A 24,916-nucleotide genomic window follows, 5' to 3' on the forward strand; every position below is an offset into this window, starting at 1 on the left:
GAACCCTGGAAAGCGCCGCCAACCTGGGCACCGATGTAGAAACCGGTCCAGTTGTAGATCGGAGCAACGTAAGCCGGTGCCTTCGTATAGGTGCGGGCCGGAAGGTCGGCAGCGAACGCGGCGGTCGAGCTCAGAGCCGCGACAGTGGCTGCAAGAAGGATCTTTTTCATTTTTCTTCTCCAAAAACCGTGTCCCAGGATCCGTCCCAAGAGCGCGATGTGTCCAGATTGCGTCCGCTGGGGTTAGCGCTACGCAGGTGGAATGATGAATTCCGTTGCCCCAACCTATAACTCGGATTCTTCGAAAAAGCCGTGTCGCAAATATCACAGTCAGACGCGATGTTTGGAGTTCCAAAGTTCCATTTAAGCATCTGTAAACGCTAATTATTCACGCGCTTTTGTTCCATCGATTTTGATCACAAAATGGTGAGTTATTGCGCCGCGTCGAAAGCCATTTTGGCCCAAGGACTTGTAAGGAACAAAACGAGTACGTATAAATGCTGACGAGAGCACCCACCGCATTGGTGTGGATAAGCGCCTCTTCGGAGCAGGGAAGCTCCATCGCGGCGTTTCGATGCGACCGCGAGTAGGCTTAGGTGCCGGGCGGGCGCATGGTAAGCGCTCTGGTGGAGATTGAAGTCATGGCAGGCAGCGTCAACAAGGTCATTCTGGTGGGCAATCTCGGGGCCGATCCCGATATCCGGCGCACCCAGGACGGGCGGCCGATCGCCAATCTCAGCATCGCGACGTCCGAGACCTGGCGTGACAAGAACACCGGCGAACGCAAGGAAAAGACCGAGTGGCATCGCGTCGTCATTTTCAATGAGGGGCTTTGCAAGGTCGCGGAGCAGTATCTGAAGAAGGGCGCCAAGGTTTACATCGAGGGCGCGCTCCAGACCCGGAAGTGGCAGGACAAGGACGGCAAGGACAAGTACTCGACCGAGGTCGTTCTGCAGGGCTTCAACTCGACGCTGACCATGCTCGATGGCCGTGGCGGCGGCGGTTCGTTCGCCAGTGATGAAGGCGGTGGCTCCTTCAGTTCGGGCGGGCCGTCCCAGCGCCGTTCTGTTCCGGCCTCTGGTGGCCGCGACGACATGAACGACGATATTCCGTTCTAATCACATCATCCAAAGGCGGCGCGTCCGCCGTCGATGACGAACTGCACGGCGAGGGCAGCAAGCACCACGCCGAGCAGTCGTGACATCACGACGTTGCCGGTGACGCCGAGCAGCTGCGCAACGCGGCCTGCAAAGACGAATGCCATCGCGCAGACGGCGGCGATCACGACGACGATGCCGACGAGCGTCAACAAAGAGGCCGGGTCCTCTTTGGTCTGTCCGGCCAGCAGCAGCGTGGCGGTGATCGCACCGGGGCCTGCGATCAGCGGAATGGCCAGCGGAAACGCGGCGATGTTGCGTGCATGCTCCTCGATGGCCCGTTCGGCCTGCCGCGCCTCGCGGGCGGGGCGAATGCCGAGCACCATTTCACCGGCGATGACAAACAAGAGGATACCGCCGGATATCCGGAAAGCAGGCAGACCGATACCGAGCCGCGTCAGGAGCCAGTTTCCGATCAGCGCGGTACCGATCAGGATCGCTGCAGCGATTACCGCCGCGCGATAGCCGACGCTTCGGCGGACGGCGGCGGGCAGTCCATGCGTGACCGACAGGAATGCCGGCGTGATCCCGATCGGATCGACCACGACGAACAACGTCACAAACGCATTGAGCGCGTATTCGGCAAGCATGAGCACTCCGCAGGCTGGCAGCGGTGCCATCGTTTTACGAGTTTAGCCTAACGCGCACCCGGATTGGCTGGTCCGTTTTTTTTGCCAGTTCGCGGGCGGATTCTGGACGTTGAAAACAACTTTGGAAAACCCTTGCGGCAGGTCGGGACGCAAGTGCCGGAAAGGGCATAAAATCACCCTGCAAATATCTGAAAATATTTGATTATTTCGAGCGTCTTCCGACCCGAATAGGTTGGCTAAAATCTGCGATTCAGCCTATATAGGCAGGACATTTCGTACCTCAGGATTCGCTCCCTTGACCGACCCGAAAGATCCGGCGGACGACAGCTCCGGTCCCGCCGACATCAAGCCTGTTTCGATCTCTGATGAGATGAAGCGTTCGTATCTCGATTACGCCATGAGCGTGATCGTGTCGCGCGCGCTGCCTGATGCGCGCGACGGCCTGAAGCCGGTGCATCGGCGCATTCTCTACGGCATGTACGAGAACGGTTTCGAGTGGAACAAGCCGTACCGCAAGTCTGCGCGCACGGTCGGCGACGTCATCGGTAAATATCATCCGCACGGTGACCAGTCGGTTTACGACGCGTTGGTGCGCATGGCGCAGGATTTCTCCATGCGCGTGCCGCTGATCGACGGCCAGGGCAATTTCGGTTCGGTTGACGGCGATATGCCTGCGGCGATGCGCTACACCGAATCCCGTCTGCAGAAGATCGCCCACTCGCTGCTCGACGACATTGACAAGGACACCGTCGACTTCCAGCCGAACTATGATTCCTCCGAGCGCGAGCCGAAGGTTCTGCCGGCGAAATTTCCGAACCTTCTGGTCAACGGTGCGGGCGGCATCGCGGTCGGTATGGCGACCAACATCCCGCCGCACAATCTCGGCGAAGTGATCGACGCCTGCATCGCGCTTATCGACAATCCCGGTTTAGGCATCGACGATCTCATCAACATCGTGCCGGGACCGGATTTCCCGACCGGCGGCATCATCCTCGGCAAACAGGGTATTCGCTCGGCCTATCATCTCGGCCGCGGCTCCATTGTAATGCGCGGCAAGGTGTCCATCGAGACTATCCGCAAGGATCGCGAAGCGATCATCGTTTCCGAAATTCCCTATCAGGTGAACAAGGCGACGATGGTGGAGCGCATCGCCGAACTCGTTCGCGACAAGAAGATCGAGGGTATTTCCGACCTGCGCGACGAATCCGATCGCGATGGCTACCGCGTCGTCGTCGAATTGAAGCGCGATGCGGTGCCGGACGTGGTGCTGAACCAGCTCTACAAATTCACGCCGCTGCAGACGAGCTTTGGCGCCAACATGGTGGCGCTCGACGGCGGCCGTCCGCAGGTGATGAATCTCAAGGACCTGCTGACGGTGTTCGTCGCGTTTCGTGAGAACGTCGTCTCGCGGCGCACGAAATTCTTGCTCAACAAGGCGCGCGACCGCGCGCACATCTTGGTCGGTCTTGCCATTGCGGTCGCTAATATTGACGAGATCATTCGCGTCATCCGCACCTCGCCAGATCCGGCTACGGCGCGCGATACCTTGATGTTGCGCGATTGGCCGGCGAAGGATGTCGAGACGATGATGATGCTGATCGACGATCCGCGTCATCGCATTTCCGCGGATGGCACCGCACGGCTGTCGATGGAGCAGGCCAAGGCCATTCTCGATCTGCGTCTGCAACGCCTCACCGCGCTGGGCCGCGACGAAATCTCCGACGAACTCGACAAGCTCGCGGTCGAGATCGCGGACTATCTCGACATCCTGCGTTCGCGCGCGCGCGTGCAGGGCATCGTTCGTGATGAATTGACGGCGGTAAAGAATGAATTCGCCACGCCACGCCGCACCGTGATCGTCGATCAGGAAGGCGAGGTCGAGGACGAAGACCTGATCCAGCGCGAGGACATGGTCGTCACCGTCTCGCACGCGGGTTACGTCAAGCGCGTGCCACTTTCGACCTATCGCGCGCAGAAGCGCGGCGGCAAGGGCCGTTCCGGCATGCAGACGCGCGACGAGGATTTCGTCTCGCGGCTGTTCGTCGCCTCGACGCATACGCCGGTGCTGTTCTTCTCCTCGCGCGGCCAAGTCTACAAGGAAAAGGTCTGGCGGCTGCCGATGGCGGCGCCGAACGCGCGTGGCAAGGCGCTCATCAACATCCTGCCGATGGAGCAGGGCGAGCGCATCACCACGATCATGCCGTTGCCGGAGGATGAATCCTCGTGGAGCGAACTCGATGTGATGTTCGCTACCACCGGCGGCAATGTCCGGCGCAATAAGCTGTCGGATTTCGTCGATGTCCGCCGCTCAGGGATCATCGCGATGAAGCTCGATGAGGGCGAGTCGATCGTCGATGTGCAGATCGCCAAGGAAAACGATGACGTGCTGCTCACCGCTGCCGGCGGCCAGTGCATCCGTTTCCCAGTCACCGACGTGCGCGTGTTTCAGGGGCGCACCTCGATGGGCGTGCGCGGCATCAACCTCGGCGACGGCGACAAGCTGATCTCGCTCACCATCCTGCGTCACATGGACGTCAACGCCGACGAACGCGCCGCCTATCTGCGCCGCGCCAATGCGGTGCGCCGTGGTGGCGTCGAAGACGAGGCAGGCACCGACAGCGAGGAGGCGACGGGCGCGATCGAACTCGGCGAGCAACGCTATGTCGAAATGTCCGCAAATGAGCAGTTCGTGCTGACCATCAGCGAGAACGGCTATGGCAAGCGCACCTCGTCCTATGAGTACCGGACTACGGGACGCGGCGGAAAGGGCATAGTCGCGATGTCGGTCAACGGCCGCAACGGCAAGCTCGTGGCCTCATTCCCGGTCGAGGACAGCGACCAGATCATGCTGGTGACCGACAAGGGCCAGCTCATCCGCTGCCCGGTCGAGGACATCCGTATTGCTGGCCGTTCGACGCAGGGGGTCACTGTCTTCAACACTTCTGATGACGAGCGCGTGGTGTCGGTCGAGCACCTCACTGACGAAGGCGAGCAATCTGGCGAAGGCTAGGCTCTAGCGCGGCGTCACCATCCGGATATGGGTCAGCACGGGGCGAGGGGTTGCATCCCCTCGTCGCAGGCAGACGGCGGAAATGTTCGGCCAGTCCTGCTGGGCACAATCGACGCCCGCCACGGCCAGTTTATCGCCCCGGGCGAGAGCCCCAGGCTCACTGGCCTCAACCTGAGGCGCTAAACTCGGCAGAAGGATCAGCGCAACACCGGCAAACGCGGCTATGGCCGCCACCGCGCCCAGAATCTTCGGCGGATCCGCCAATTTCGCTTCCAGCATCATGTTTTGCCTCCGGCGCCCTCAAGCGCTTTCGGAAATGACGCGGCTGGGCCGGAATGGTTCGCCGGAATTCCGGGCGGAGGGCGGAAAAATATCGGTAACCGTAAGGGAACCGGCTCGCTTGCGGCCTCTCGCAGGGCAGGTTAGGAGGAGGAATGGCTCGTGTCGCGCTTTATCCGGGGTCGTTCGATCCCGTCACCAACGGCCACGTCGACGTGGTGCGCCAGGCGTGCACCCTGGTCGATCGGCTGATCGTGGCCATTGGCGTGCATCCCGGCAAGGCGCCGCTGTTCTCGATTGATGAGCGCCGCGCCATGATCGTGGAAGTGTTTGCGCCGTTCGCTGCCGCCTCGGGCTGCGGCATCGAATGCGTGACTTTCGACAATCTGACTGTTGCGGCGGCCCAGAAGGCCGGTGCCTCGATCCTGATCCGCGGGCTGCGTGACGGCACCGATCTGGATTATGAAATGCAGATCGCCGGCATGAACCAGACCCTGGTGCCGGACGTGCAGACCATCTTTATTCCGGCATCCCCCACGGTTCGCCCGATCACCGCCACGCTTGTGCGCCAGATTGCCAGCATGGGCGGCGATGTTTCGGCTTTCGTACCGAAAGCGGTTGCAACCCGTCTCAAGGCAAAATTCTCACAGTAGCCCGTCGCGGCTGCCGCTTCCTTCATCGGCGCACCCTCGCGCGACGTATTCAACCTTTCCAATGCCAACGGAGTTTTCATGATCAGACTGCTTGCCGTCCTCGGAGCCCTGATGCTGGCGGCGCCGGCCTTCGCCCAAAAGCTGCCCGCCAACCTCGACAAGGCCAACGCTATCGTCATCGACACCACCAAGGGCCGCGTCGTGGTGCAGTTGCGCACCGATCTTGCGCCGAACCATGCCGAGCGCATCAAGCAGCTTGCGCGCGATGGCTACTATAACAACGTGCCCTTCCACCGCGTCATCGACGGCTTCATGGCGCAGACCGGCGATGGCAAGAACTTCAATGGTACTGGCGGTTCTAAATATCCGAACCTGAAGGCCGAATTCTCCAACGTGCCATTTACCCGCGGTGTCGTCGGCATGGCGCGCGCGTCCGATCCGAATTCGGCGAACTCGCAGTTCTTCATCATGTTCAACGACTATCCTTCGCTGAACGGCAAATACACCGTGATCGGCAATGTCGTGTCGGGCATGGATGTCGTGGACAAGCTCAAGCGCGGCGAGCCGGTGCAGAACCCCGATAAGATGCTCAAGGTGCAGGTCGCCTCCGACATCAAGTAATCGCCCCCTGAATTGCGCGCTGCGCCTTCATCCATTCAAAAGGAAAGAAAAATCATGGCAGACAACGACAACACTCTCATCCTCGACACCACGCAGGGCGAGGTGATCATCGAAATGCGCCCCGACCTCGCGCCGGGCCATGTCGCGCGCATCAAGGAATTGGTGCGTGAAGGCTTCTACGACGGCATCGTTTTCCATCGCGTGATCGATGGCTTCATGGCGCAGACCGGCTGTCCGCACGGCACCGGCACCGGCGGCTCCGGCCAGAAGCTGAAGGCCGAATTCAATGCGGAACCGCATGTGCGCGGCACGGTGTCGATGGCGCGCGCCGCCAACCCGGATTCCGGCGACAGCCAGTTCTTCATCTGCTTCGACGATGCTCGCTTCCTCGACAATCAGTACACCGTCTGGGGCAAGGTGACCTCCGGCATGGAGAACGTCGACAAAATCAAGCGCGGCGAGCCGGTGCAGAACCCGGACAAGATCATCAAGGCGCACATGGCGGCCGACGCCGCATAACGGCGCTGCTCAGCGATTTTGCGTGCCTCGTGCCCGGCCTTGTGCCGGGCATGATTGTTTCTGGAACGCCCCAACATAGCCGTTGCCCGGCCGGGGCTGGGAGGCCATAACGGGCCACCATGCGTACCGACCTATTCGATTTCGATCTTCCCCCTGAAAGCATTGCGTTACGGCCCGTCGAGCCGCGCGAGAGCGCCCGGCTTCTGGTGGTGCGGCCCGGCGACGGCCTTGATGACTATACGGTGCGCGATCTGCCGGATTTGCTGCGCGCAGGTGACCAGCTTGTCGTCAACGACACCAAGGTGATCGCGGCGCAACTGGCGGGACGCAGGGTCGGCGGGGCCACGGAGCCTCGTATCGACGTGACGCTCATCAAGCGTGTCGATGGCTCGCGCTGGCAGGCGCTGGTGCGGCCCGCGCGCAAGCTCGCAGAAGGCGATGTCGTGCGCTTCGGCAACGAGGGACGGGTATGCCTGCTTGGCAATCTCGATGCCACCGTCGAGGCCAAGGGCGAGGCGGGGGAAATCACACTGTCGTTTGCGTTTCATGGGCCGGTGCTCGATCAGGCCATTGCCGATCTCGGCGCGCCGCCGCTGCCACCCTATATCGCCTCGCGCCGCGCGCCCGACGAAAAGGATGTCGACGACTACCAGACCATGTTCGCCAAACACGAAGGCGCAGTCGCGGCCCCCACGGCGGGTTTGCACTTCACGCCCGCGCTCGAGGCTGCGTTGCAAGCACGCGGCATCGGCGTGCAGCGTCTGACGCTCCATGTCGGTGCGGGCACGTTTCTGCCGGTGAAGACCGATGACACCGCCGACCACAAGATGCATGCGGAGTGGGGCACCATTTCGGCGGAGACGGCACGCACGCTGAATGAGGCGCGTGCCAAGGGTGGGCGCATCGTCGCGGTCGGCTCGACGGCGATGCGGCTTCTGGAAAGCGCCGCGGATGAGAACGGCACCATCCAGCCGTTCACGGGCGAGACGGCAATCTTCATCACGCCGGGCTATCGCTTTCGTGCTGTCGACGTGATGATGACGAATTTTCATCTGCCGCGCTCGACGCTTTTCATGCTGGTCTCGGCTTTCTCCGGTTTGGAGACAATGCAGGCGGCCTACGCACATGCCATCGAGAAAGGCTATCGCTTCTATTCCTATGGCGATGCCTGCCTGCTGTTCGCTGATACGGGCCACGCTGCATGAGCGTGGCCAATCATTTCCGGTTGTTGGGCAGCGACGGCGAAGCGCGCACCGGGGTGCTGACGACACCGCATGGCGCGGTGCGCACGCCGGCCTTCATGCCGGTCGGCACCGCGGGCGCGATGAAGGGCATCCACTGGCGCGAGATCCGCGAGACCGGCGCCGACATCGTGCTTGGCAACACCTACCATCTGATGCTGCGCCCGACGGCGGAACGCATCGCGGCGCTTGGCGGCCTGCAAAAGTTTACCGGCTGGAACGGACCGATGCTGACGGATTCCGGCGGTTTTCAGGTGATGTCGCTGTCGAAACTGCGCAAGGTCACGGAGCAGGGCGTCCGCTTCAAGTCACACATCGACGGTGCGGTGCTGGACCTGACGCCGGAGCGCGCCATCGAAGTGCAGCGGCTGTTTGGCTCGGACATCGCCATGCAACTCGATGAGTGCGTGCGGTTGCCGGCGACGCGCGCAGAGGTCGAGCGCGCGATGCAATTGTCGCTGCGCTGGGCCGAACGTTCCAAGCGGGCTTTCGAAGGCGCGCCGTCCGGTCACATGCTGTTCGGAATCGTGCAAGGCGGCGATATCGCGGAGCTTCGCCGGCAAAGCGCCGTTGCGCTCGGTCAGATCGATTTTCACGGCTTCGCGGTGGGCGGGCTTGCGGTCGGCGAACCGCAGGAGGTGATGCTGGCGATGATCGAGGAGACTGCGCCGCTACTGCCGCAGGACCGGCCGCGTTACCTTATGGGCGTCGGCACGCCGGACGACATGATCGAAGCGGTGGCGCGCGGCATCGATATGTTCGACTGTGTGCTGCCAACCCGCAACGGCCGACATGGTCATGCGTTCACGCGACGCGGCGTCATCAACCTGCGTAATGCGCGCCATGCCGACGACCCGCGCCCGCTGGATGAGGAAAGCCCGTGGCCGCCCGCGCGCAGCTATTCGCGCGCCTATCTGCATCATCTCGTGAAGGCGGGCGAGGCTCTCGGTGCGATGCTGCTGTCCGAGATCAACATTGCCTATTTTCAGACCTTGATGAGTGGCATTCGCGAAGCGATTGCGGCGGGCACGTTTGCGGATTTTCGCGCTGCAACGAAAGCAGGCTGGGCGGCAGGCGACCTGCCGCCGCGGTAGACATCACCCTGGCTCAGAAGTCGCCTTGCCGTGGGGCGTCCGGACAATCCCTCAGCGTGTGCTTGGTCACGAAACCGTGGCCGCAGGTATCGCAGGTCCACAGATAGCTCACGACGTTGTCGGAAAAGGCCGAGGCTTCAGCCGCCACCATGGTGTCGGAGCAGATTGCGCAAATCATGCGCTCGGCTCCGCGCGGAAAGAACGGCGCGAGCGTCGGGCGGATTTCAGCGGTTGCCGTCATCGTGACCTCCCTCAGGTTGGCGTCGTCAATTGGCGGTACCGGGAAAACCTACATCCGCACTTTGAAGAAGGCACAACACAAATGCGTTGGTTTTGCGATTTCTTCTGTCGCAACGCACACATCCACGTGTTCAGGCTCTTTGCGTAACACGAAAAGACAGATTTAATGATCGCCTGTTCTGAAACTCATTTCGCTAGGAGTGCGCCATGAATTCGCCGCCGGACAAGACCGCTTCCCAGTGCCATATCGGGCGGGGCGGCATCTATGACAGCATCGTCGATGCAGCGGGTTGCACGCCGATCGTGCGATTGCGGCGGCTGCCGGAGCAGCACGGCGTCAAAGCCACGATTTTAGCCAAACTTGAGTATTTCAATCCGGCGGCCAGCGTGAAGGACCGTATTGGCGCAGCGATGGTGAAGGCCATGGAAGAGGCCGGGGCCATCAACAAGGACACGGTGCTGATCGAACCGACATCCGGCAACACCGGCATCGCGCTTGCCTTCGTCGCGGCCTCGCGCGGTTATCGCCTCAAGCTCGTGATGCCGGATTCGATGTCGATTGAGCGACGCAAGATGCTGGCCTTTCTCGGCGCGGAGATTGTGCTCACCCCGGCGGCGCAGGGCATGAACGGTGCGATTGCGACCGCCGAGGAACTGGTGCGCACCACGCCCAACGCCGTGATGCCGCAGCAGTTCAAGAATCCTGCCAACCCCGCCGTGCATCGTCAGACGACCGCAGAGGAAATCTGGAATGACACCGCGGGTAACCTCGATATTTTCGTGGCCGGTGTCGGCACCGGCGGCACGATCACCGGCGTCGGTCAGGTGCTGAAGCCGCGCAAACCATCGCTGCGGATCGTCGCGGTCGAGCCTGCGGAAAGCCCGGTGCTGTCGGGCGGCAAGCATTCGCCCCACAAGATTCAAGGGCTCGGTGCGGGTTTCGTGCCGGACATCCTCGACCGCTCGGTGATCGATGAAGTCGTGACCGTGAACAGCACGGCGGCGATCGAAATGTCGCGCTCGCTCGCGCGCATGGAAGGGATCGCGGGGGGAATCTCCTCGGGCGCGGCGGTTGCGGCTGCGCTTGAACTCGGCAAGCGGCCGGAAAACGCAGGCAAGATGATTCTCACCGTGATTCCCTCTTTCGCGGAGCGCTATCTTTCGACGGTGCTGTTCGAAGGGATTTAGCGAAGGCCCCCTTGTGCTCCATTGACCGTCTTTTGGCGGTCTCGCGGTGCTTAAACACCGCGAGACCGCCCGTGAGGCGAGGTCCTGAGCAGACGGTTGGCCGCGGGCATCGGCCATTGGGCTAAAATGCATGCCAAGTAGATGTTTACCGTTTCAGTCTAGCATACAGTTCCACAGGCCTCTGATGTCGTCAGAGATTCGGGGTCTGCGTTTCTGTGTCTTCGTATTTTCACGACCGTCGAATGTCTTGATGGGATCTGATCCGAGATGACAAATCCGCAGCTGCTTCATGCGCAAGTCCTGACCACCCCGGAGAGTGCACAGATACCGACCGTCTCGGAGAGACTGGTCGATGAATTGGGCAATGGCCTCGGCAATCTTGGTGTCGAGCTCGCAGATGTGCTGGGCAATCTGCACGACGTTGCAAGTCGCGTCTCGCGGCAATCCGAGCAGTTCGGCCATTTGCAGGAAACCGCGGACACGATGGTTGCGGCCAATCGCAACATCGACGGCGCGGCGCGGACGGTCCAATCATTCACAGCCAATGCGGCTGCCGAGATTACGCAGTCGCGCGAGGTCGTGACCAGCGCAGTCGGAAACATTACCGAGCTCGTGACCGCCGTGAGCCGGATCGAGGACAGACTTGCGGCGATCAGCCAGGTCCTGTCGCAGGTCGGCAAGGTGTCAGGCACCATTGAAACCATCGCCAAGCAGACCAATCTTCTCGCGCTCAATGCCACCATCGAAGCTGCGCGCGCCGGTGATGCCGGGCGGGGCTTTGCGGTCGTCGCCAACGAAGTGAAGAGTCTTGCGGAGGCGACACGACAGGCGACGTTGCAGATCAGCCAGACAGTACAGAATCTCGATGGCGAGATCGGGCATTTGATCGAGGATAGCGGTGTTGCGACCCGTTTCGCCAGAGAGGCGGGCGAGGGCGCCAATCATATCCAGGGTACGATCAATCGCGTCCATGAAGGTTTTGCCACCGTGGAGCGCGACATCAGCGCGATTGCGGCCGCTGCCGCGACCAACATGGAACACTGCGACGTGGTGCTCGCCGAACTAGGCGATCTCGCCAAGGGTGTCGATCTGTCGTCCAGCGATCTGAAACATGCCGATGATCGCGTCGAGGGGCTGCTCGGCGCCTCCGAGACGCTCATCAAGGCCATTGCCGAAAGCGGTGTCGAAACATCGGATACGCCTTTCATTCAGGCGGCGGTCGAAATGGCCGCCAAGGTCGGCAAGGCGTTCGAGGCCGCGATCGAGCGTGGCGAAATCACGGAGCAGCAGTTCTTCGAGCCAAACTATCGGGAAATCGAGGGCACCAACCCCAAGCAATATCTGTCGAGCTATGTCGAACTGACCGACCGGATACTGCCGCCGATCCAGGATCCCGTGCAGAAGATGGACCCGCGCGTGATGTTCAGCGTGGCGTGGGCACGCGACGGCTACCTTCCGACCCATAACCCGAATTACCGGCACCCGCAGGGCGACGATCCGGTCTGGAACGCGGCCAATTGCCGGAACCGGCGCATTTTCAGGGATCGCGCCGCCGAGAAGGTGGCGAACAGCACGGCGCCATTCCTGCTGCAGACCTATCGCCGCGACATGGGCAACGGCAATTTCGTGCTGCTCAAGGATGCGTCGGCGCCGATCCGCATTCGCGGCCGCCACTGGGGATGCTTCCGGATCGGCTTCCGTCAGTCCTGATCGGGGCCGTAGAGCCTAGAATATTGAACTCACTGGCAAAAAAGCCGTTGAGGGAGGCCGCCAATGCGTCGGTTTTCGGCGCTCATGGCTTGACCCGTGGGAATGAGACCCCTACACACCGCGACGAGTGAGCGCGTAGCTCAGGTGGTAGAGCACGTGACTTTTAATCATGGGGTCGAGGGTTCGAGTCCCTCCGCGCTCACCAATATTTCAAGCGCTTAGCTAAGTTTTGCCTCGGCCAAGGGGCTGATGGGTGCAAGTTGGGTGCACCGACGGCGAACGATCACCTCGGTCTGTGACCAGCCTGCGAGGTCTCCTAAAATCGTCGGCGCACCTCAAGGGGCGCTCGATTAGGGAGTCCCCCGATGCGCCAGCCCGCACAGCCCCAGGCTTGCTCGAAACCGCTCAAAAGCTCCTGCAACGGATGTGTGAGGCTGTTTGACAAGAGCCGCCCGCTGCCCAAACGAATTTGCAAGGAACGATGCCCGTTTGCAGCCGTGAGGCGCGCTATAAACCGACGATCTCGAAAATAAATTTTTAGTCGAGCCTCACGGTGCTCCAGCATGCACCACGGCGCACCATGCCGCTCATTGGACTTGTCCGCGCGTTCATGCCGAAGTGCATCAAGGTAAGACACGAGGCAATACAATGAACGATCAGTGGTGGGCGGCAAAGCCGCTGAAGTCTTTTCAAGCCAAAAAAGTCGATTGGTTGTGGAAGCCGTTCATCCCGTACGGCACCATTACAACGCTTGCAGGCGAGGGCGAGGCTGGAAAGTCGACGCTGCTTTATTTGCTCGTTGCGCGCATAACGACCGGCCAGCGGATGCCGCAGATTGGCGACGACAAGCAGGCCCCTACCGATCAGGGCTCCGTCATCCTTTTGACGAAAGAGGACGAGCCGGGGTTTTTGAAGCCAAGGCTTCAGGCAGCGGATGCCGACCTATCGAAAGTCCATATGGTAGTCGCGGGAAAGCGTCGTGCGCGAGACCGCGATGAGGACGATGTGGTGATCGACAGGCTCGACGACACCTTGCAGTCAATTGCGGACGTGATCGCCCGCGTTGGCGATGTGCGGGCTGTGATCATCGACCCCATCACGGACTTCGCAGGCCAGCTCAACCTCTATCGTGAAGATCAGGTGCGCAAGCTGCTAACGCCGCTAAGCCAGCTTGCGGCAAAATACGACTTCGCCCTCATCAACGTGCTGCATCTCATCAAGGACGCCCGTAAACCGCCGCGCCAGCGCATTCTCGGCAGTGTGGGACTCGTCAACATTTCGCGCTCGGTCTTGATGGTGGGCAAAGTCGAACAGCGCCGCTACCTCATGATGGAGAAGGCCAATTGGTGGCGCGAGAAGCGGGCAGTAGCATTTGCCGTGAAGTCTAATAACGGACAGCCCGTCGTCGAATTTGAAGCTGAGTACGCCGATGTTGACATCAACGAGGTGATGTCCGGTCGCAGCATGCACATCACGAAACAGCAGCTTGCTTGCCTTGAGCTTCGCAAGCTCTTGATGGATGGGCCCATGCAAACAACCGAGATAGAGCTGCGCGCCGATCAGATGGACATTTCGTGGAATACATTCAAAGCCGCAAAAAAGGAATTGGGCATCACTAGCCAGCGCTCAGACGATGTATGGTGGTGGAAATTGCCCAACGGGCCAACAGGCCAATGATGGCTTGTTGGCTTCATGCGATCTCGGAGCCACGTCTTAAAACAGCGTGGTTTCCGAATTCTCGGAGCTTGATGAGGGCAGGTCGAGTGTTTGGAGCAGTTGGTGACGGTCTTGAACCGCGAGCCATATCAGGAAGCCTTTATCGACAACGCTCAATCTGAGATTGCTTCGATCATAGTCGAGAATGAACGGCTTGACATTTTTCTTTGCTTGGAGCGCAGGGACTGAAATTAGTGCTTGGGTTAGGTTGCCGGGGTTCAAATTCTCTTGCGGGTGAGCGCTTTGGATTTTTTGCCGAATGGTTCGATAAGTCAGTCCTTTTTCGAGTTCCGCCAGTTCCGCGGTGAGTACCGGGTACAAAAGCCACTTGTACATTTCGAGCTGCGTCGTGCCGAAGCCCGCAGCGAAATTTGTAAGAAATGATGAGTATCGCGCGCCTTGCTCGGCGATCACCGACTTAACCAACCTTCCGACATCGATCGTGGTTGGAAGCGTAGCCAGCGAAGTTCGAGTTTCGACGATGTCGTTTTCCATGCATGCCTTATAGCAACAATCTTGCACGATATAGACGCTATGCAAGGCTTGAACTATGAGGCTTTCTTTAAACTGCGTAGGGAAGCTAACGTTTAAAAGGTTTTCCCCTGCCTCAATGACTTTGAGCAAGTCATCCCGTGGCCATTCATCGGCGTCAATCGAAACGACACGACCGGCGAGATCTCCGTTGTAAACAATCAACCGATTTTCTTCGCGCCAGACGGCCACGATGATAAATGTTATTTTGGACGTCTCGTGGACCGTCTTTAAGGCAAACGCAAATTGCTCCTGAGTTTCCTGTGGCAAATAGTGAAAATCTTCTAAGACGATAAACTTGGTGAACTCGATGCCTTTCAAGGCGCGAACTAAATCATTTGGATCGTTGGGATCAAGGTCAAATGGCTCAGTCGTTCGTTCTTGTTTTTTAGTTTTCTCACCTTCGCCACCAGCTTCGCCCTCAACTTTGCCAAGGCCGAATAGATTAAATCCACTTGTGGCTTTGACTTGAAGCTTTGCTTTTCCTTCAACCGTCCTTGAATTCGAAACCTCAACCTCACAGCCGGCAGCTTTCAAAATGGCTTCGTCTAATTTGGATAGGTCCCAAGTATTTTGGCACTGGACCAAAACGTAGTCATCGTCGGATAGGCAATAGCGTCGAAGGCAAGTTTTACCTTGCTTAGAACTGCCAAAAATAATCACGTGCTTATCTCGTGACAGATTATCAATCAGCTTGCTATCGACATGTGCGCGAGAAATGTAAGTGAGCGGAATATCGCGGCTGACGCCAAACACATCTCCGGTTTTATTAATAACTTCGGCCATGAATCCCCCCGTATCTATTTAGTCGATCCGCTAACAGTGCAATCGTCAAGAGTGCAATCTTCTACAAGCCTCGCATATTGCTATTGCTCGCCGGTTCTCATCGAGAAGACCTGGGTTTTCCTAACGACATCTTCATCATTGGCAAATTAGCTGGTCGATCGGGATAGACGAATTCCTCGGCACGTAACCAGCGTCCTTCGAACTGATCCCAGAATTGAATAGCTTCAAGTTGCACTGCAAACTCGTGGACGACCCATGTGCCGTCGCGCTGGATGCGTTCACCTGTGTCGTCGAAAGGAATGCGATTGAGCTTGCATGTCGCGTTGATCCATTCCCAATTCTCGCGGATGTAATCGTCTTTCAGCGCGACGTGATATGGCCGCAACGGCGAGTAGCGCTTCGGTGATGCGCCGCGCGGATGAAAGCCATGTCGTTGCATTAAAAATTCAGGCAGTCGCGCGACAGCATTGGCAATGCGCCGGGCTTCGTCCGATGTCAACGACGAGTGATAGAACGGCACGCCCTTGAGGTCGTCACGGCAGGGCACCTGGACCAGCGGAATGCCGTTGGCATCTTTCACGACGTACAGGTCCGCGTTAGGTCTTTCGACCTGCCATGGCGGGGGAAAACGGCGCTTCTGCTCACTTGACTCCATCCCAGAACCATAAGAACATAACAGGAACGAATTCAAGGTGGAACAGCCCAGTGTCGGCATTACCGAAGCCCGATCCACAAACGGATGCGGACCGCTTAAACGTGGCTGCTGATCAAGCCATTGCCATGGCGGACGGCGACATGCGCAGCGCCATCCGGTCGCTGATCTTGGCGAATGAATATCTCGAAATGGAATTGAGCGAGGTCTATGCGGCAGTTTCGCGAGGCTATACGCGGGGCGAGGTGTGGCGAGAGCCGCCCAAGCCCGAGGCGAAAGAGGAATCGACCGAGGATATCGACCTCGACAACATCCCTGACTGGTACGACTAGGAGGCAGCTATGGGTGACGTGACGTGGTTTGTTGCCTTGCCGTTCACGGACAGCGAGGAAGGGCCGGTGCCCGGCGAAGCTGAGGAATGTCAGAGCGCTAATATCGCCGTTATGCGTGCAGAGGCCCTATCGCGCAAAGAGGGTAACGTAGGTGCGCTGGCATTCAGCCGTAGTGGCGATTTGTCCGAAGGACGTTTTGATGAAGCAAATGTAATACGGGCGTTCGGTCAGGTGCCGGACGATCTCGCCGCGCTTTAGCGAATAGTTCAATCCAGATTGATAGCTTAAATTTTATTCGATGCACTAGTTGCGCCGTTACCTTCCGCGGTAACCCGATCGCAAGGCGTACGCTTTAACATCCCAAAAATAACAATGAGGATAATACTATGGCGAGGCATTGGCCGTGGATGTTATTGGCTGCTTCGTTCGTACTGTGTGCGACGCTGCTGTTCGTACGGTTGAACGAAAGCCGTGCAATGGCCCACGTAGCGGCAGGAACGCAGTCTGCCGCTACCATTCCGCAGATTTCGGCCAAACCCTTGGTCAAAGACTTCAAGGCTGGCATGATAGTTGATGGCGCGGTGGTCCTCTCAACGGCTGACTTAGTCATCGACTGGAAGAAATGGCGCGGTCGACCGGTGATAATTCGTGGGCGTGCCTTTAATCCGTCGGACACGAGCGTTGCGTTTAAAAGTGCGAATGTCTTGTTTACGCTCAAACGGATAGATAGCGAGACGCATCGTTGGTTTCTGAAGGAATGTCTAAACGGTCTTCAGACCCCAGAATGCAATGTCACGATTATGGGAATTCCCGAAGATGGGCAGTTTGGAAAAGAGCTAGCGAGCGTCGTGGTTATGCGCTAGTCGCCCTTCTCGGGAGCATCGCACGTGTTAACGCAAAGGCTTCTGAAAAAGCTCTGCCATCCGCGCTAACCGCTCAACACCGGCATCATTGCTTTCTAGGTGCGCCTGCAGTTCGTCCAGATCGTTATCGTAGCCGGGCAAAACTAGCGGCGTCACCGGCTCGGGCGCGTTGAGCGGGATACCTTTCCAAAATCGCTTGAGCCACCCAATCATGTGCATAGAGTAATGCCGGTCTGTGCTAGTTGGCAACACAGACCGGCACCGCTCGCTGGCAATGGCCGGGAGGACGGCCAGCGAGCACCCGACGACCCAAAGGATAAGGCCGTCGAGGTCGATGCCCTTCGCGCTGCACCCATGAACAGCCAAGGACGCTTATCGCTGGGAGTTACAGCGATAAGGGTCGGAATTCACGCAACCGCCTTCGCCCTTGCTCTGCGTACCCCCAATACGATCTGTGCATCAACGTCGAACCGGCGCGCGATTGACTGGCCTTGCAAAGCCGCATCCCGAATGATGGCTTCTTCCTCGCAGCCGAGCTTCCTTACATCGGCGGCGATGTCGCGCAGCTTCTCGGCCTTCTGTTGAGCCGTCAGGCGTAGCTCGCACGTCTTGTCCATTTCATCGATCTGGCGATGCAATCGATCCGTGAACTTCTTCGGGTCGAGCCACGCCACGCAGGCCAAAATCATCGACCTGCTTGGACCCCATGCCTTGCTCTCAATGCTTGCCGTCAAAACGCCAGCATCCGTCTTGAGCGTGGGCGTGCCGCTTTTAACGAGTTCAGCCACAAACTCACTGGCCTGTGCTTTCAATTCAGAAATTGGGGGCGCGGCTTCTGCGATTAGTTTGCGCTCGATCACACGGGTTGCGATCTCGCCGCGAAGCCGTTGAACCGCTCGCAAGGGCGTTTCGCCTTTGCGAAGCTTGGGCAGAGGCAGTCGTTCTTCCTCAAACTCGCGATCTTCGGGCTGCCGTGACAGCCATTCCTTGACGATGCGCGCGAGGTTGGCTGCGTTCATCATGGCTTCGCGTTGCTGCGCATGAACACCCTGCATCCGCGATATTTCAAACTCAAACCCTTCGGCATGTTCGCCGGTCGGATTGTTGCTCAGTGCCTTTCTGAGTTCGCTGATGCGAGCCGATGCCGAATGATAGGTTTGCGCGGCAAGGTCACTCGCATCCTCAATCTCGGCCAGCCGCGTTCTTGCGGCCAAGGGAAGGTTCATTGTGTTGATCATGCTTGCCTCCACGCGTCTTCAAGCCGCTTATCGCGCGCGGCGTAGCGCTGGTCGCTTGTCAGCGCGGTCGGCGTGATGGGTGCTCGGGGTGAAGGTGCCGCAGGAACATCGAGCGGCGGCGGGTTACGCCAAGCGTCTGACAGCTTCTTTTCACGCACGACCTGAGCCACGTCGAGCGCGGCGCGGTCGGCGGCATTTGTCGGCAGAAAGCCGGGCTTGTGTGCAATGGCGATCGGCTCGGGCCGATGATCCATCAACATCAGCGGCACGCGCACCGCGTGGTCGTCGCGCGCCACCTTGATTGTCTCGCCATCTTCGGCGACCTGCTTTCCATCAATAATTTTCATCGCAGTAGTCCTCCTGACATGACGTAGTTACGAAGCCCGATCATTCGGGCTTCTTGCGGAGTGGGATCACCGACCCAAGCTAGGCTGCTGTCGTAGGCGTAGCGTTTGCCACTTGTGTTCACGAGAACACCGGCGACGACGTTGCATAGGTCGTCGTGACCGTTTGGCGCATGGTCAATGGAGTCTCTGCCCGAGCGGGCTGTTCTGCGTTCGAGACCGACGAACTGCGCCATCAGCTTGGCGTCGTCGAGTAGTTCGCACTTGCGCAATTGATCAGCGGCAAGCAGTCGCGATATAGGTCGGACTTGGGCTTAGCTGCCGGTTCGTATGTGATGCCGTGCGCCTTGAATGGCTCGCGTACCCATTCGCCAGCGAAGCGGTCACCGAGCACGCGATTGATGCCATAGCTTTTCAGCAGGGCAGCGTAGTCTGTCACGACGGCTTCGGGCGAGAACGGCGGTTTACGCTCGCGAATGACGTCCAGTACTGCGAAGCCGTCCTGCTTGTGGCCTATAGCCAGCGTGAACGAGTCCTTGCCGCTGCCGCCTGCCGGATCGAGGAAGGCTGAGTACTTCAGGCCGGGCACGCGCTCACGCTCGCGCACACCGGGCGTAACGCAAGCCTCAATAGCCTCGCGGGCAATAAAGGCCTCAATGTCCGATCTGAACTGCGCCCCGTATTCGGCGGCAGCGTTGGCAGGATCGGCCTCATAGGCAGCGTCAATGACGGCCTGCGCTACGGTGCCATTCATTGCTATTGTGGGAGCCTGCCAGACGGTTATGGGATCGCCGGGCTTGGCATAGTGCCGTTTGTACGCATCCCACAGCGCGCCCTTGCGGGCGTACGGCGAGCTAGCCGCCAAAAGCAGAGCATTGGGGATCGTGGCCATGCCGGGCCGCAGGGCGTTCAAGACCTCGTAATCGGGTGTGGCTGTGTCGTCGGTCGGCCAAAACGCAATCTCGTCGAGCAGCACGGCAACGAGTGTGAAGCCTCTGACCGAACGAAACGAAGCCGTGGCCACTTCAATCGTGACGAAGTTTGATAGATCGAAGCCTTCGGCCCATTCCCGCTCGACCATGCGAGCCAGCATCGGCACGTTCGTCAATAGCGCGCGCACATATCGCAAAATGATGCGTGCCTGCTTGCGGTCGGTGGCAATGATAAAGACCGTGCCGCGTTCGCCGGGGGCCAGGTACTGCCGGTACTCGTGGAAGCAGGCGAGGAACACAGCGATCAATGCCAGCACGAACGACTTGCCCGCACGACGACCACAAATCAGCCAAGCCTCTGATGCGGCGGTGTCTGGGGGATCGTCGCGGCCAGTGTGTTCGCGATAGATCGCAAGTTGGTCTGCCGTCATCGGCAAAGCGAACAAGGCCGCAATGAACGCAAACCACGCCTGCCATGTGGCGGGGTCTTTGAACCACGGCGCAAACAGATGCGGATCGGCGATGCAGTCTAGTAGTGTGGGTGTGGAGGGGGTAGGCGCTATGCGAACGCGAGGGCGTGAAAGGCGTATGCGTTGCCTAGCCGTCATGCTCCAATGTCACGCGTTGGCTTGATCGATTGCGCAGATAGGTCTGCAAGTCTGGTGTCACGTCACGGGCGCTGCGCTTAAGCCCGATAGTCTGGCAATGCCGTCGCAGGGTATTCGAGGCGCGCTGGTACCGATCAAGCTGGTCTGCTGTTGCGCCTGTTTCAGACTCGGCAAAGCGGACTTCCATCTGCTCTAGTTCGACGGTCAGCGTGGCGATGCATCGCACGAGCGATTGCTCGGCTTGCGACATGCGATCAACGCCGCCGCGATCTGCCGTGTGTAAAGCTACGATGTCCTTGAACCTGCGTACCCACACCGAACGCTGGTCGATGCCCTTGGGCATGACGCGGCCATTCGTGACGCGGCTTCTGCCCTTCTTGATCGATGTTTCAGTCCACCTTGTGCCGTGCATGTATTCGCCTCGAATACTTTGGCAATATTTTCGAGGGCTGAATGCACATTCCTTGCACCCCTCTGTCAATCCATTGGTACTGGCTTCCACTGGCAGAGCACTTAGATGGCCGTCACCCCATGATCTAAGATCACGTTTCTTGCTTCACTCGGCATTTTCGAGGCCGCCACGTTGCTTGACGAACAAAATAAAGGGGCAGGGGTTTGCTTGCGTGACGGGCTTTTTAAGCCTCGCCGTTTTAGCATTCTCCAGCATTCAGACCCGGCGAATACGCTTACTAACCTTGCTAGCGTGCAACCCCGTCGCGCCTTGTCGTGCCAGAAATTTCAGTGTGTGCCGATGTTCGGACGCAAGCTGCGAAATGTTGAACCTGGCCGTCTTTGACGTTTCGCCTAGTGCAGTCATCATTTCATCGACGCTGATTGCAGCATTATTGAAGATCATATCTTTGATACGGTATCTGCGCGTGGTCGGTGTGATGTAATTTCGCGGTCTTCGCTTTCGCCATCGTTTCTTTGTTGGCTTTTTGGGTTCGGGTTCGGGCACTGCTCGGAGACCGTAGCGCCATGCAGTCCAGTCCATCTTGTCGTGATACGGGTCTTTTACGTCGTCGTCATGACAACACATCAACATGCCCCCCTTTGTTTTAATTTCCTTGTCATTTCAATCATGCTCATTGCTACCCACGATAGCCGTTGCTCAATGTCGAGTGACTGCACGTCGCCAGCCTTCATGCGTTCAACACGTTTTGGATAGTACTGGCTGAATATCTGCACACGATCGCGCTGGCCCCTGTCGAATAGCTGCGCTAATTGCCGAGGCAGTCGTGCCTGATGTGCGTCAATGAATGCCTGCGCTATTGCTGATCGGTTCGAGCCATGCCTACGTGTTCGCCTGTTCTGTACAATTCCTTTACGGATAAATCGCTGACGGGCTTTGTCGGCGTCGTAGGCGACGACCTTGATGTGTTTTGCGAACAATGCTTTGGGGTCTAGTTCGATCAGATCATCAACGCTGGCGATGTTCTGCGCCTTTACGCTTCCGGCATTCATGATGCGAAGTTCAATATGAGGTACGCCGCATTCGCCGGTGACTTTGCTCGGCTTGTCGTTGTAGATCGTCAAATCGCGGTTTGATCGCTTGTTGCGGCTTCGCTGCTCAACGGCGTAGCTCGTATCGTCGATATTGAGTATCGGGCCGCGTGGACACCATCGCAGCATCGTCTGCTGGCGGATCAAGCGGTCTAGCTCGGCCTGATCAACACCGGGCTTGGCCGAAATGTCATATGCCACATCGAAGCGGCACCACACGCCGCCATAGCTTTCAAGCAGCCGTAGGACGGCGAGCGCGGGCTGCTGAACAGAGATGCGCCAGCCTTGACGCTGGCCATGCTTGTCGAAGCATTTATCGCGCCATACCCATCGCCCGTGCGTTTGACGCAATTTCGCAATCATGCCCTGTGGCAAGCGTCTAAAATGCATTTCGGCGGTGTCGATGTAGGGGACGATAAAGCTGACGAGATTGATCCACGTTGGACATGGCGATATGTTGCGCATAACGGGCGCGCCTTTCTTGATCGTTGGGTCGTTCGTTCTTGCTCATATGAAAAAAGCCCGCCCTTTGCCGAGGACGGGCTTTTTTCATGCTTCATTGCGCTCGCCCTCAAGAACGGCCATCACGTCGGCAAGCCGATAGTGTTTCGGACCGTTGGGGGCGTTGCTTAATCGGATTGCTTTGATGTGGCCGCGCTTTTCCTGCCGCCACCAGAAATGGCGGGACTTCGGCGGTACTGTCAGCGATTGCGCATAGGCAAGGCTGCAATAGACCGGCGCAACGTCGGTCCGTACAGAGGTCGTAGGTGATTTAGACTCGGTGTTTGACATGCCATGCTCACGGGTCGCGCTCGCCTTTCGGCAAACGTTTCACGATGAGGATCCGCGCGGGCATTCGTGTGCTGGATCGGCATGGGGTTGGGGCTCTCTGGGTCACCAGCGCCTTCCCAACTTCCACCAAGCGTTCATCAACAGCGCTTGGCCGATTGGGAATTTAGCGAAGCCGCACCGGGAATGCAACACGCGACGACACTGCCAGCGAGCCGGTACGGGAGCCTTTGAGCATTCGCCTAGGGCGATGCTGGCAATTTCGTGAAACGCTCCCCATCCGCGTTTTTGGCCGATTGGCGATGGCCCTGTTTGCGACGCTTGGGCAGCGTCACGACATTCGGAGCTGGCGGAAACACGATCCGCGTGATCAGCGCGTCGAGCGTGGCAAGGTCTTCGTTGATTTCGTCGGTGTAGGCGAAAACGTTATAGACGGCCACAAGGGGGTCGCGTGGTGAATGAGCCAATATCTTTTCGGCTCGTTCTTCCGGCACACCCGCACGGGCGAGCAAGCTGCGCCCAGTTCGACGCAAGTCGTGGAGCGTCCATGGCGGGATGTCGGGTAGCTCGGCACCCATAAGCGCATCCAGTTCGGCTTTGGCTTGCCCGAAGGCACTGAAAGACCCAAACGCTTCGCCCGGGCCGTTGCGTCGACCCTCACGCGATGCTGTGAACACGTAGTCGTTGCCGACGATGACGGGCTGGTTCTCGATTATTTGGCGCGCCAGTCGAGGCAGCTTGATCTGCTCAATCACACCCTTGGCACGTGGCGGTCGCGAAGGCTTCCAAACCCCGTCCTTGATTTCCGACCAGCGCATGGTCGCTGTGGCTGTGCGCCGCTGGCAAAGCAGCAGCAAGCAGCGAATGAATGCGCCCGCTGTCACCAGCTTCTCGCAGCAATGCCACATGACGCGAATTTCCTCGTCATTGAGGATGCGCTTTCGACGGCGAGACGCGGGGCGGGTTCGAGCCATGCCCTTAACGACCGGGCATATGTAGTCCTCGGTTCGGCTTTGATGCCAATTACCGATACGCCGCACGAAGGCCAGCACCATGTCGGCTGCCCGTGGGCCGCGTTCGTCCGCGACCTGGTCGAGCAGCTTTGTCACGTCGCCGCGCCGGACACTGACAAATGGCTTGTCGCCCCATGCGGGCAGGATGACTTTATCGAGGTAGCTTTTGATTTGCGGCGCTGATCGCAAGCCCTCAGCAAGCGCAACGCGCTGATAGTAGTTCTCCGCGATTTCGCGATATGTCGGCTCCGGCGGGGCGGGCGGGTTTTCAACACGGTCTTTGGCGGCGATTTTTGCCCGGGCTGCCTTTTCGCGAGCTTCCTTGACGGAGACCGCAGGCCAGTTGCCGAGCAGCGTGCCGCAGCGTTTGCCTTTGGCATCGCGATAAAGCACGCGCCAGGTCTTGGTGTACTTGCCGACGCGCAGTACCAGCCGTCGCTCGTCTGCGTCGTAAACGTCGTAGCGCTTGCCCTCGAACTTTTTGGCGGCGACTTTCGGCTCGGTCAGCTTTTCGGGCTTGGGCGGCTTTCGCTCGGATTTGCCCCCGGCGGGCTCGGCTGCTTCGGGCATCAACGCGCCCCACAAAAGGTGCAAAATGGGTGCAACACCCGGCTTCCTCACGCTGCACCACGCCGCAACAGCGCGCACCACGTAAGTTACTGTATTATATCAACTATTTTAACTTATGGGCGGGAAAAATTGGTCGTTTTGAACAGGCTAAAACAGCCTGCACCATGCCAAAGTGCGCCTTTTAATCATGGGGTCGAGGGTTCGAGTCCCTCCGCGCTCACCAATATTTCAAGGGCTTAGCGGAAGTGGGATTTTCCATTCCGACAAGCGATTAGCCGTTACTGCGACAAACCAGCCATTTTTTCTTTTCCCGGCGCGTCGACATTGAGCCGGTCGCGTGTTAGCGGGGGCTTGGGCCGATCCGAAAGGCATCGCAGTGATTTCATGCTTTCATCTTCAACGCCTGCCGCTGCTGCGCCTTCCGCGCAGGTTCTTCGCGGCATTTGTGTTGACGATGTACCTTTTGGCGGGAGCGCTGCACGGGTTCTGCGATCTGGATGTTGCCAATAACTCCGGCACATCGATCGTCGCGTCGATCAAGAACGACCTTGGTCAATCCGAGAAAGGCGTTATCTCCGACCACCACTGTCATGGCTGCTTCTCGGTAACGATTCCAGCGCCGATAACTACCTCGCTCGTTGTTAGCCCAACGCATAAAGTCTCCGTAGCAAGCAGCATCCTTCTCCGGGGATTGCCGCTCGGCCTCGACCCGCCTCCACCAAAATTCTTTGCCTGAAC

General features: G+C 58.9%; 27 protein-coding genes, 1 tRNA gene and 1 pseudogene. 15 read left to right on the forward strand and 14 right to left on the reverse strand.

Translation table 11 applies throughout. From position 1 onward, the window contains the following. Positions 1-170, reverse strand: a pseudogene (locus AC1RNA_RS11665) (outer membrane protein); the annotation flags it as partial. A gap of 470 nt (positions 171-640) precedes the next feature. Between AC1RNA_RS11665 and AC1RNA_RS11670 the strand changes: the two are divergent. Continuing rightward, entirely contained in the window at positions 641-1,117 is a 477-nt protein-coding gene (locus tag AC1RNA_RS11670) for a single-stranded DNA-binding protein (protein ID WP_492951542.1), read from the forward strand. A gap of 5 nt (positions 1,118-1,122) precedes the next feature. Here AC1RNA_RS11670 and AC1RNA_RS11675 read toward each other — a convergent pair whose 3' ends face one another. Next, complete coding sequence (locus AC1RNA_RS11675) at positions 1,123-1,746, reverse strand: MarC family protein (protein ID WP_492951218.1); 624 nt, start codon at positions 1,744-1,746, stop codon at positions 1,123-1,125. 295 nt (positions 1,747-2,041) lie between these two features. On the opposite strand from AC1RNA_RS11675, the gene gyrA reads away from it, so the two are divergent. Beyond that, positions 2,042-4,756, forward strand: a complete 2,715-nt coding sequence (gyrA, locus tag AC1RNA_RS11680; RefSeq protein WP_492951219.1) for a DNA gyrase subunit A — start codon at positions 2,042-2,044, stop codon at positions 4,754-4,756. Positions 4,757-4,759: 3 nt separating this feature from the next. Here gyrA and AC1RNA_RS11685 read toward each other — a convergent pair whose 3' ends face one another. After that, positions 4,760-5,038, reverse strand: a complete 279-nt coding sequence (locus AC1RNA_RS11685; protein WP_492951220.1) for a hypothetical protein — start codon at positions 5,036-5,038, stop codon at positions 4,760-4,762. 152 nt (positions 5,039-5,190) lie between these two features. Here AC1RNA_RS11685 and coaD point away from each other — a divergent pair, with 152 nt between their 5' ends. The 5 genes from coaD to tgt all read left to right on the forward strand — a co-directional run bounded on the left by coaD (position 5,191) and on the right by tgt (position 9,163). Next, entirely contained in the window at positions 5,191-5,688 is a 498-nt protein-coding gene (coaD, locus tag AC1RNA_RS11690) for a pantetheine-phosphate adenylyltransferase (RefSeq protein WP_009339564.1), read from the forward strand. 78 nt (positions 5,689-5,766) lie between these two features. After that, the gene (locus tag AC1RNA_RS11695; protein ID WP_009339563.1) at positions 5,767-6,309 is read left to right on the forward strand and encodes a peptidylprolyl isomerase; all 543 of its coding nucleotides are present in this window, start codon (positions 5,767-5,769) and stop codon (positions 6,307-6,309) included. Positions 6,310-6,363: 54 nt separating this feature from the next. Continuing rightward, complete coding sequence (locus AC1RNA_RS11700; RefSeq protein ID WP_009339562.1) at positions 6,364-6,828, forward strand: peptidylprolyl isomerase; 465 nt, start codon at positions 6,364-6,366, stop codon at positions 6,826-6,828. Positions 6,829-6,947: 119 nt separating this feature from the next. After that, a complete protein-coding gene (gene queA / locus AC1RNA_RS11705; RefSeq protein WP_492951221.1) occupies positions 6,948-8,033 on the forward strand; it encodes a tRNA preQ1(34) S-adenosylmethionine ribosyltransferase-isomerase QueA in 1,086 nt (361 codons plus the stop codon). Further along, positions 8,030-9,163 (forward strand): tRNA guanosine(34) transglycosylase Tgt, encoded by a 1,134-nt coding sequence (gene tgt, locus AC1RNA_RS11710; RefSeq protein WP_492951222.1) that lies wholly within the window; start codon positions 8,030-8,032, stop codon positions 9,161-9,163. The genes queA and tgt overlap by 4 nt, the downstream gene beginning before the upstream one ends. Positions 9,164-9,176: 13 nt before the next feature. Here the strand turns inward: tgt and AC1RNA_RS11715 are convergent, their stop codons facing one another. Beyond that, positions 9,177-9,404: a hypothetical protein gene (locus tag AC1RNA_RS11715; protein ID WP_492951223.1), complete on the reverse strand. Its 228-nt coding sequence runs from the start codon at positions 9,402-9,404 to the stop codon at positions 9,177-9,179. A gap of 206 nt (positions 9,405-9,610) precedes the next feature. On the opposite strand from AC1RNA_RS11715, the gene cysK reads away from it, so the two are divergent. From cysK to AC1RNA_RS11735, 4 genes are all read left to right on the forward strand, one after another. Further along, positions 9,611-10,591 carry a cysteine synthase A gene (cysK, locus tag AC1RNA_RS11720; RefSeq protein WP_009339558.1) on the forward strand — a complete coding sequence of 327 codons (981 nt, stop codon included), beginning with the start codon at positions 9,611-9,613 and terminating at the stop codon, positions 10,589-10,591. A gap of 267 nt (positions 10,592-10,858) precedes the next feature. Beyond that, a complete protein-coding gene (locus AC1RNA_RS11725; RefSeq protein ID WP_492951224.1) occupies positions 10,859-12,301 on the forward strand; it encodes a methyl-accepting chemotaxis protein in 1,443 nt (480 codons plus the stop codon). Between the two features lie 129 nt (positions 12,302-12,430). Then, positions 12,431-12,506: transfer RNA gene (locus tag AC1RNA_RS11730), tRNA-Lys, on the forward strand. Positions 12,507-12,949: 443 nt separating this feature from the next. Then, entirely contained in the window at positions 12,950-13,978 is a 1,029-nt protein-coding gene (locus AC1RNA_RS11735; protein ID WP_492951225.1) for an AAA family ATPase, read from the forward strand. 36 nt (positions 13,979-14,014) lie between these two features. Here the strand turns inward: AC1RNA_RS11735 and AC1RNA_RS11740 are convergent, their stop codons facing one another. Together AC1RNA_RS11740 and AC1RNA_RS11745 are read right to left on the reverse strand one after the other, a co-directional pair. Next, the gene (locus tag AC1RNA_RS11740) at positions 14,015-15,334 is read right to left on the reverse strand and encodes a hypothetical protein (RefSeq protein ID WP_492951226.1); all 1,320 of its coding nucleotides are present in this window, start codon (positions 15,332-15,334) and stop codon (positions 14,015-14,017) included. Positions 15,335-15,431: 97 nt separating this feature from the next. Continuing rightward, positions 15,432-15,914: a hypothetical protein gene (locus AC1RNA_RS11745; protein WP_492951227.1), complete on the reverse strand. Its 483-nt coding sequence runs from the start codon at positions 15,912-15,914 to the stop codon at positions 15,432-15,434. A gap of 176 nt (positions 15,915-16,090) precedes the next feature. Here AC1RNA_RS11745 and AC1RNA_RS11750 point away from each other — a divergent pair, with 176 nt between their 5' ends. The 3 genes from AC1RNA_RS11750 (at position 16,091) to AC1RNA_RS11760 (ending at position 17,181) form a co-directional block, all read left to right on the forward strand. Next, positions 16,091-16,318: a hypothetical protein gene (locus AC1RNA_RS11750; protein WP_492951228.1), complete on the forward strand. Its 228-nt coding sequence runs from the start codon at positions 16,091-16,093 to the stop codon at positions 16,316-16,318. Positions 16,319-16,327: 9 nt separating this feature from the next. Next, the gene (locus AC1RNA_RS11755) at positions 16,328-16,576 is read left to right on the forward strand and encodes a hypothetical protein (protein WP_492951229.1); all 249 of its coding nucleotides are present in this window, start codon (positions 16,328-16,330) and stop codon (positions 16,574-16,576) included. Positions 16,577-16,704: 128 nt separating this feature from the next. Next, a complete protein-coding gene (locus AC1RNA_RS11760) occupies positions 16,705-17,181 on the forward strand; it encodes a hypothetical protein (RefSeq protein WP_492951230.1) in 477 nt (158 codons plus the stop codon). A 27-nt stretch (positions 17,182-17,208) separates the two neighbouring features. On the opposite strand, the gene AC1RNA_RS11765 is transcribed toward AC1RNA_RS11760, so the two are convergent. The 8 genes from AC1RNA_RS11765 to AC1RNA_RS11800 form a co-directional block, all read right to left on the reverse strand. Next, on the reverse strand, positions 17,209-17,394 hold the full coding sequence (locus tag AC1RNA_RS11765) for a hypothetical protein (protein WP_492951231.1): 186 nt from the start codon (positions 17,392-17,394) through the stop codon (positions 17,209-17,211). Positions 17,395-17,588: 194 nt separating this feature from the next. After that, a complete protein-coding gene (locus AC1RNA_RS11770; RefSeq protein WP_492951232.1) occupies positions 17,589-18,419 on the reverse strand; it encodes a hypothetical protein in 831 nt (276 codons plus the stop codon). Further along, entirely contained in the window at positions 18,416-18,766 is a 351-nt protein-coding gene (locus AC1RNA_RS11775) for a hypothetical protein (protein WP_492951233.1), read from the reverse strand. Before AC1RNA_RS11775 ends, AC1RNA_RS11770 begins: the two co-directional genes overlap by 4 nt. Before the next feature lie 232 nt (positions 18,767-18,998). Further along, positions 18,999-20,126, reverse strand: a complete 1,128-nt coding sequence (locus AC1RNA_RS11780) for a terminase large subunit domain-containing protein (protein WP_492951234.1) — start codon at positions 20,124-20,126, stop codon at positions 18,999-19,001. Between the two features lie 166 nt (positions 20,127-20,292). Beyond that, positions 20,293-20,646, reverse strand: a complete 354-nt coding sequence (locus AC1RNA_RS11785) for a hypothetical protein (protein WP_492951235.1) — start codon at positions 20,644-20,646, stop codon at positions 20,293-20,295. Positions 20,647-21,341: 695 nt separating this feature from the next. Next, on the reverse strand, positions 21,342-22,271 hold the full coding sequence (locus AC1RNA_RS11790; RefSeq protein WP_492951236.1) for a hypothetical protein: 930 nt from the start codon (positions 22,269-22,271) through the stop codon (positions 21,342-21,344). 84 nt (positions 22,272-22,355) lie between these two features. Next, entirely contained in the window at positions 22,356-22,598 is a 243-nt protein-coding gene (locus AC1RNA_RS11795; RefSeq protein ID WP_492951237.1) for a hypothetical protein, read from the reverse strand. Between the two features lie 239 nt (positions 22,599-22,837). Further along, entirely contained in the window at positions 22,838-24,178 is a 1,341-nt protein-coding gene (locus AC1RNA_RS11800; RefSeq protein ID WP_492951238.1) for a tyrosine-type recombinase/integrase, read from the reverse strand. A 337-nt stretch (positions 24,179-24,515) separates the two neighbouring features. On the opposite strand from AC1RNA_RS11800, the gene AC1RNA_RS11805 reads away from it, so the two are divergent. Next, the gene (locus AC1RNA_RS11805; RefSeq protein ID WP_244469072.1) at positions 24,516-24,914 is read left to right on the forward strand and encodes a hypothetical protein; all 399 of its coding nucleotides are present in this window, start codon (positions 24,516-24,518) and stop codon (positions 24,912-24,914) included. The last annotated feature ends 2 nt before the right edge of the window (positions 24,915-24,916 follow it).

The sequence above is a fragment of the Afipia sp. GW821-FHT14H12 genome (assembly GCF_058803465.1).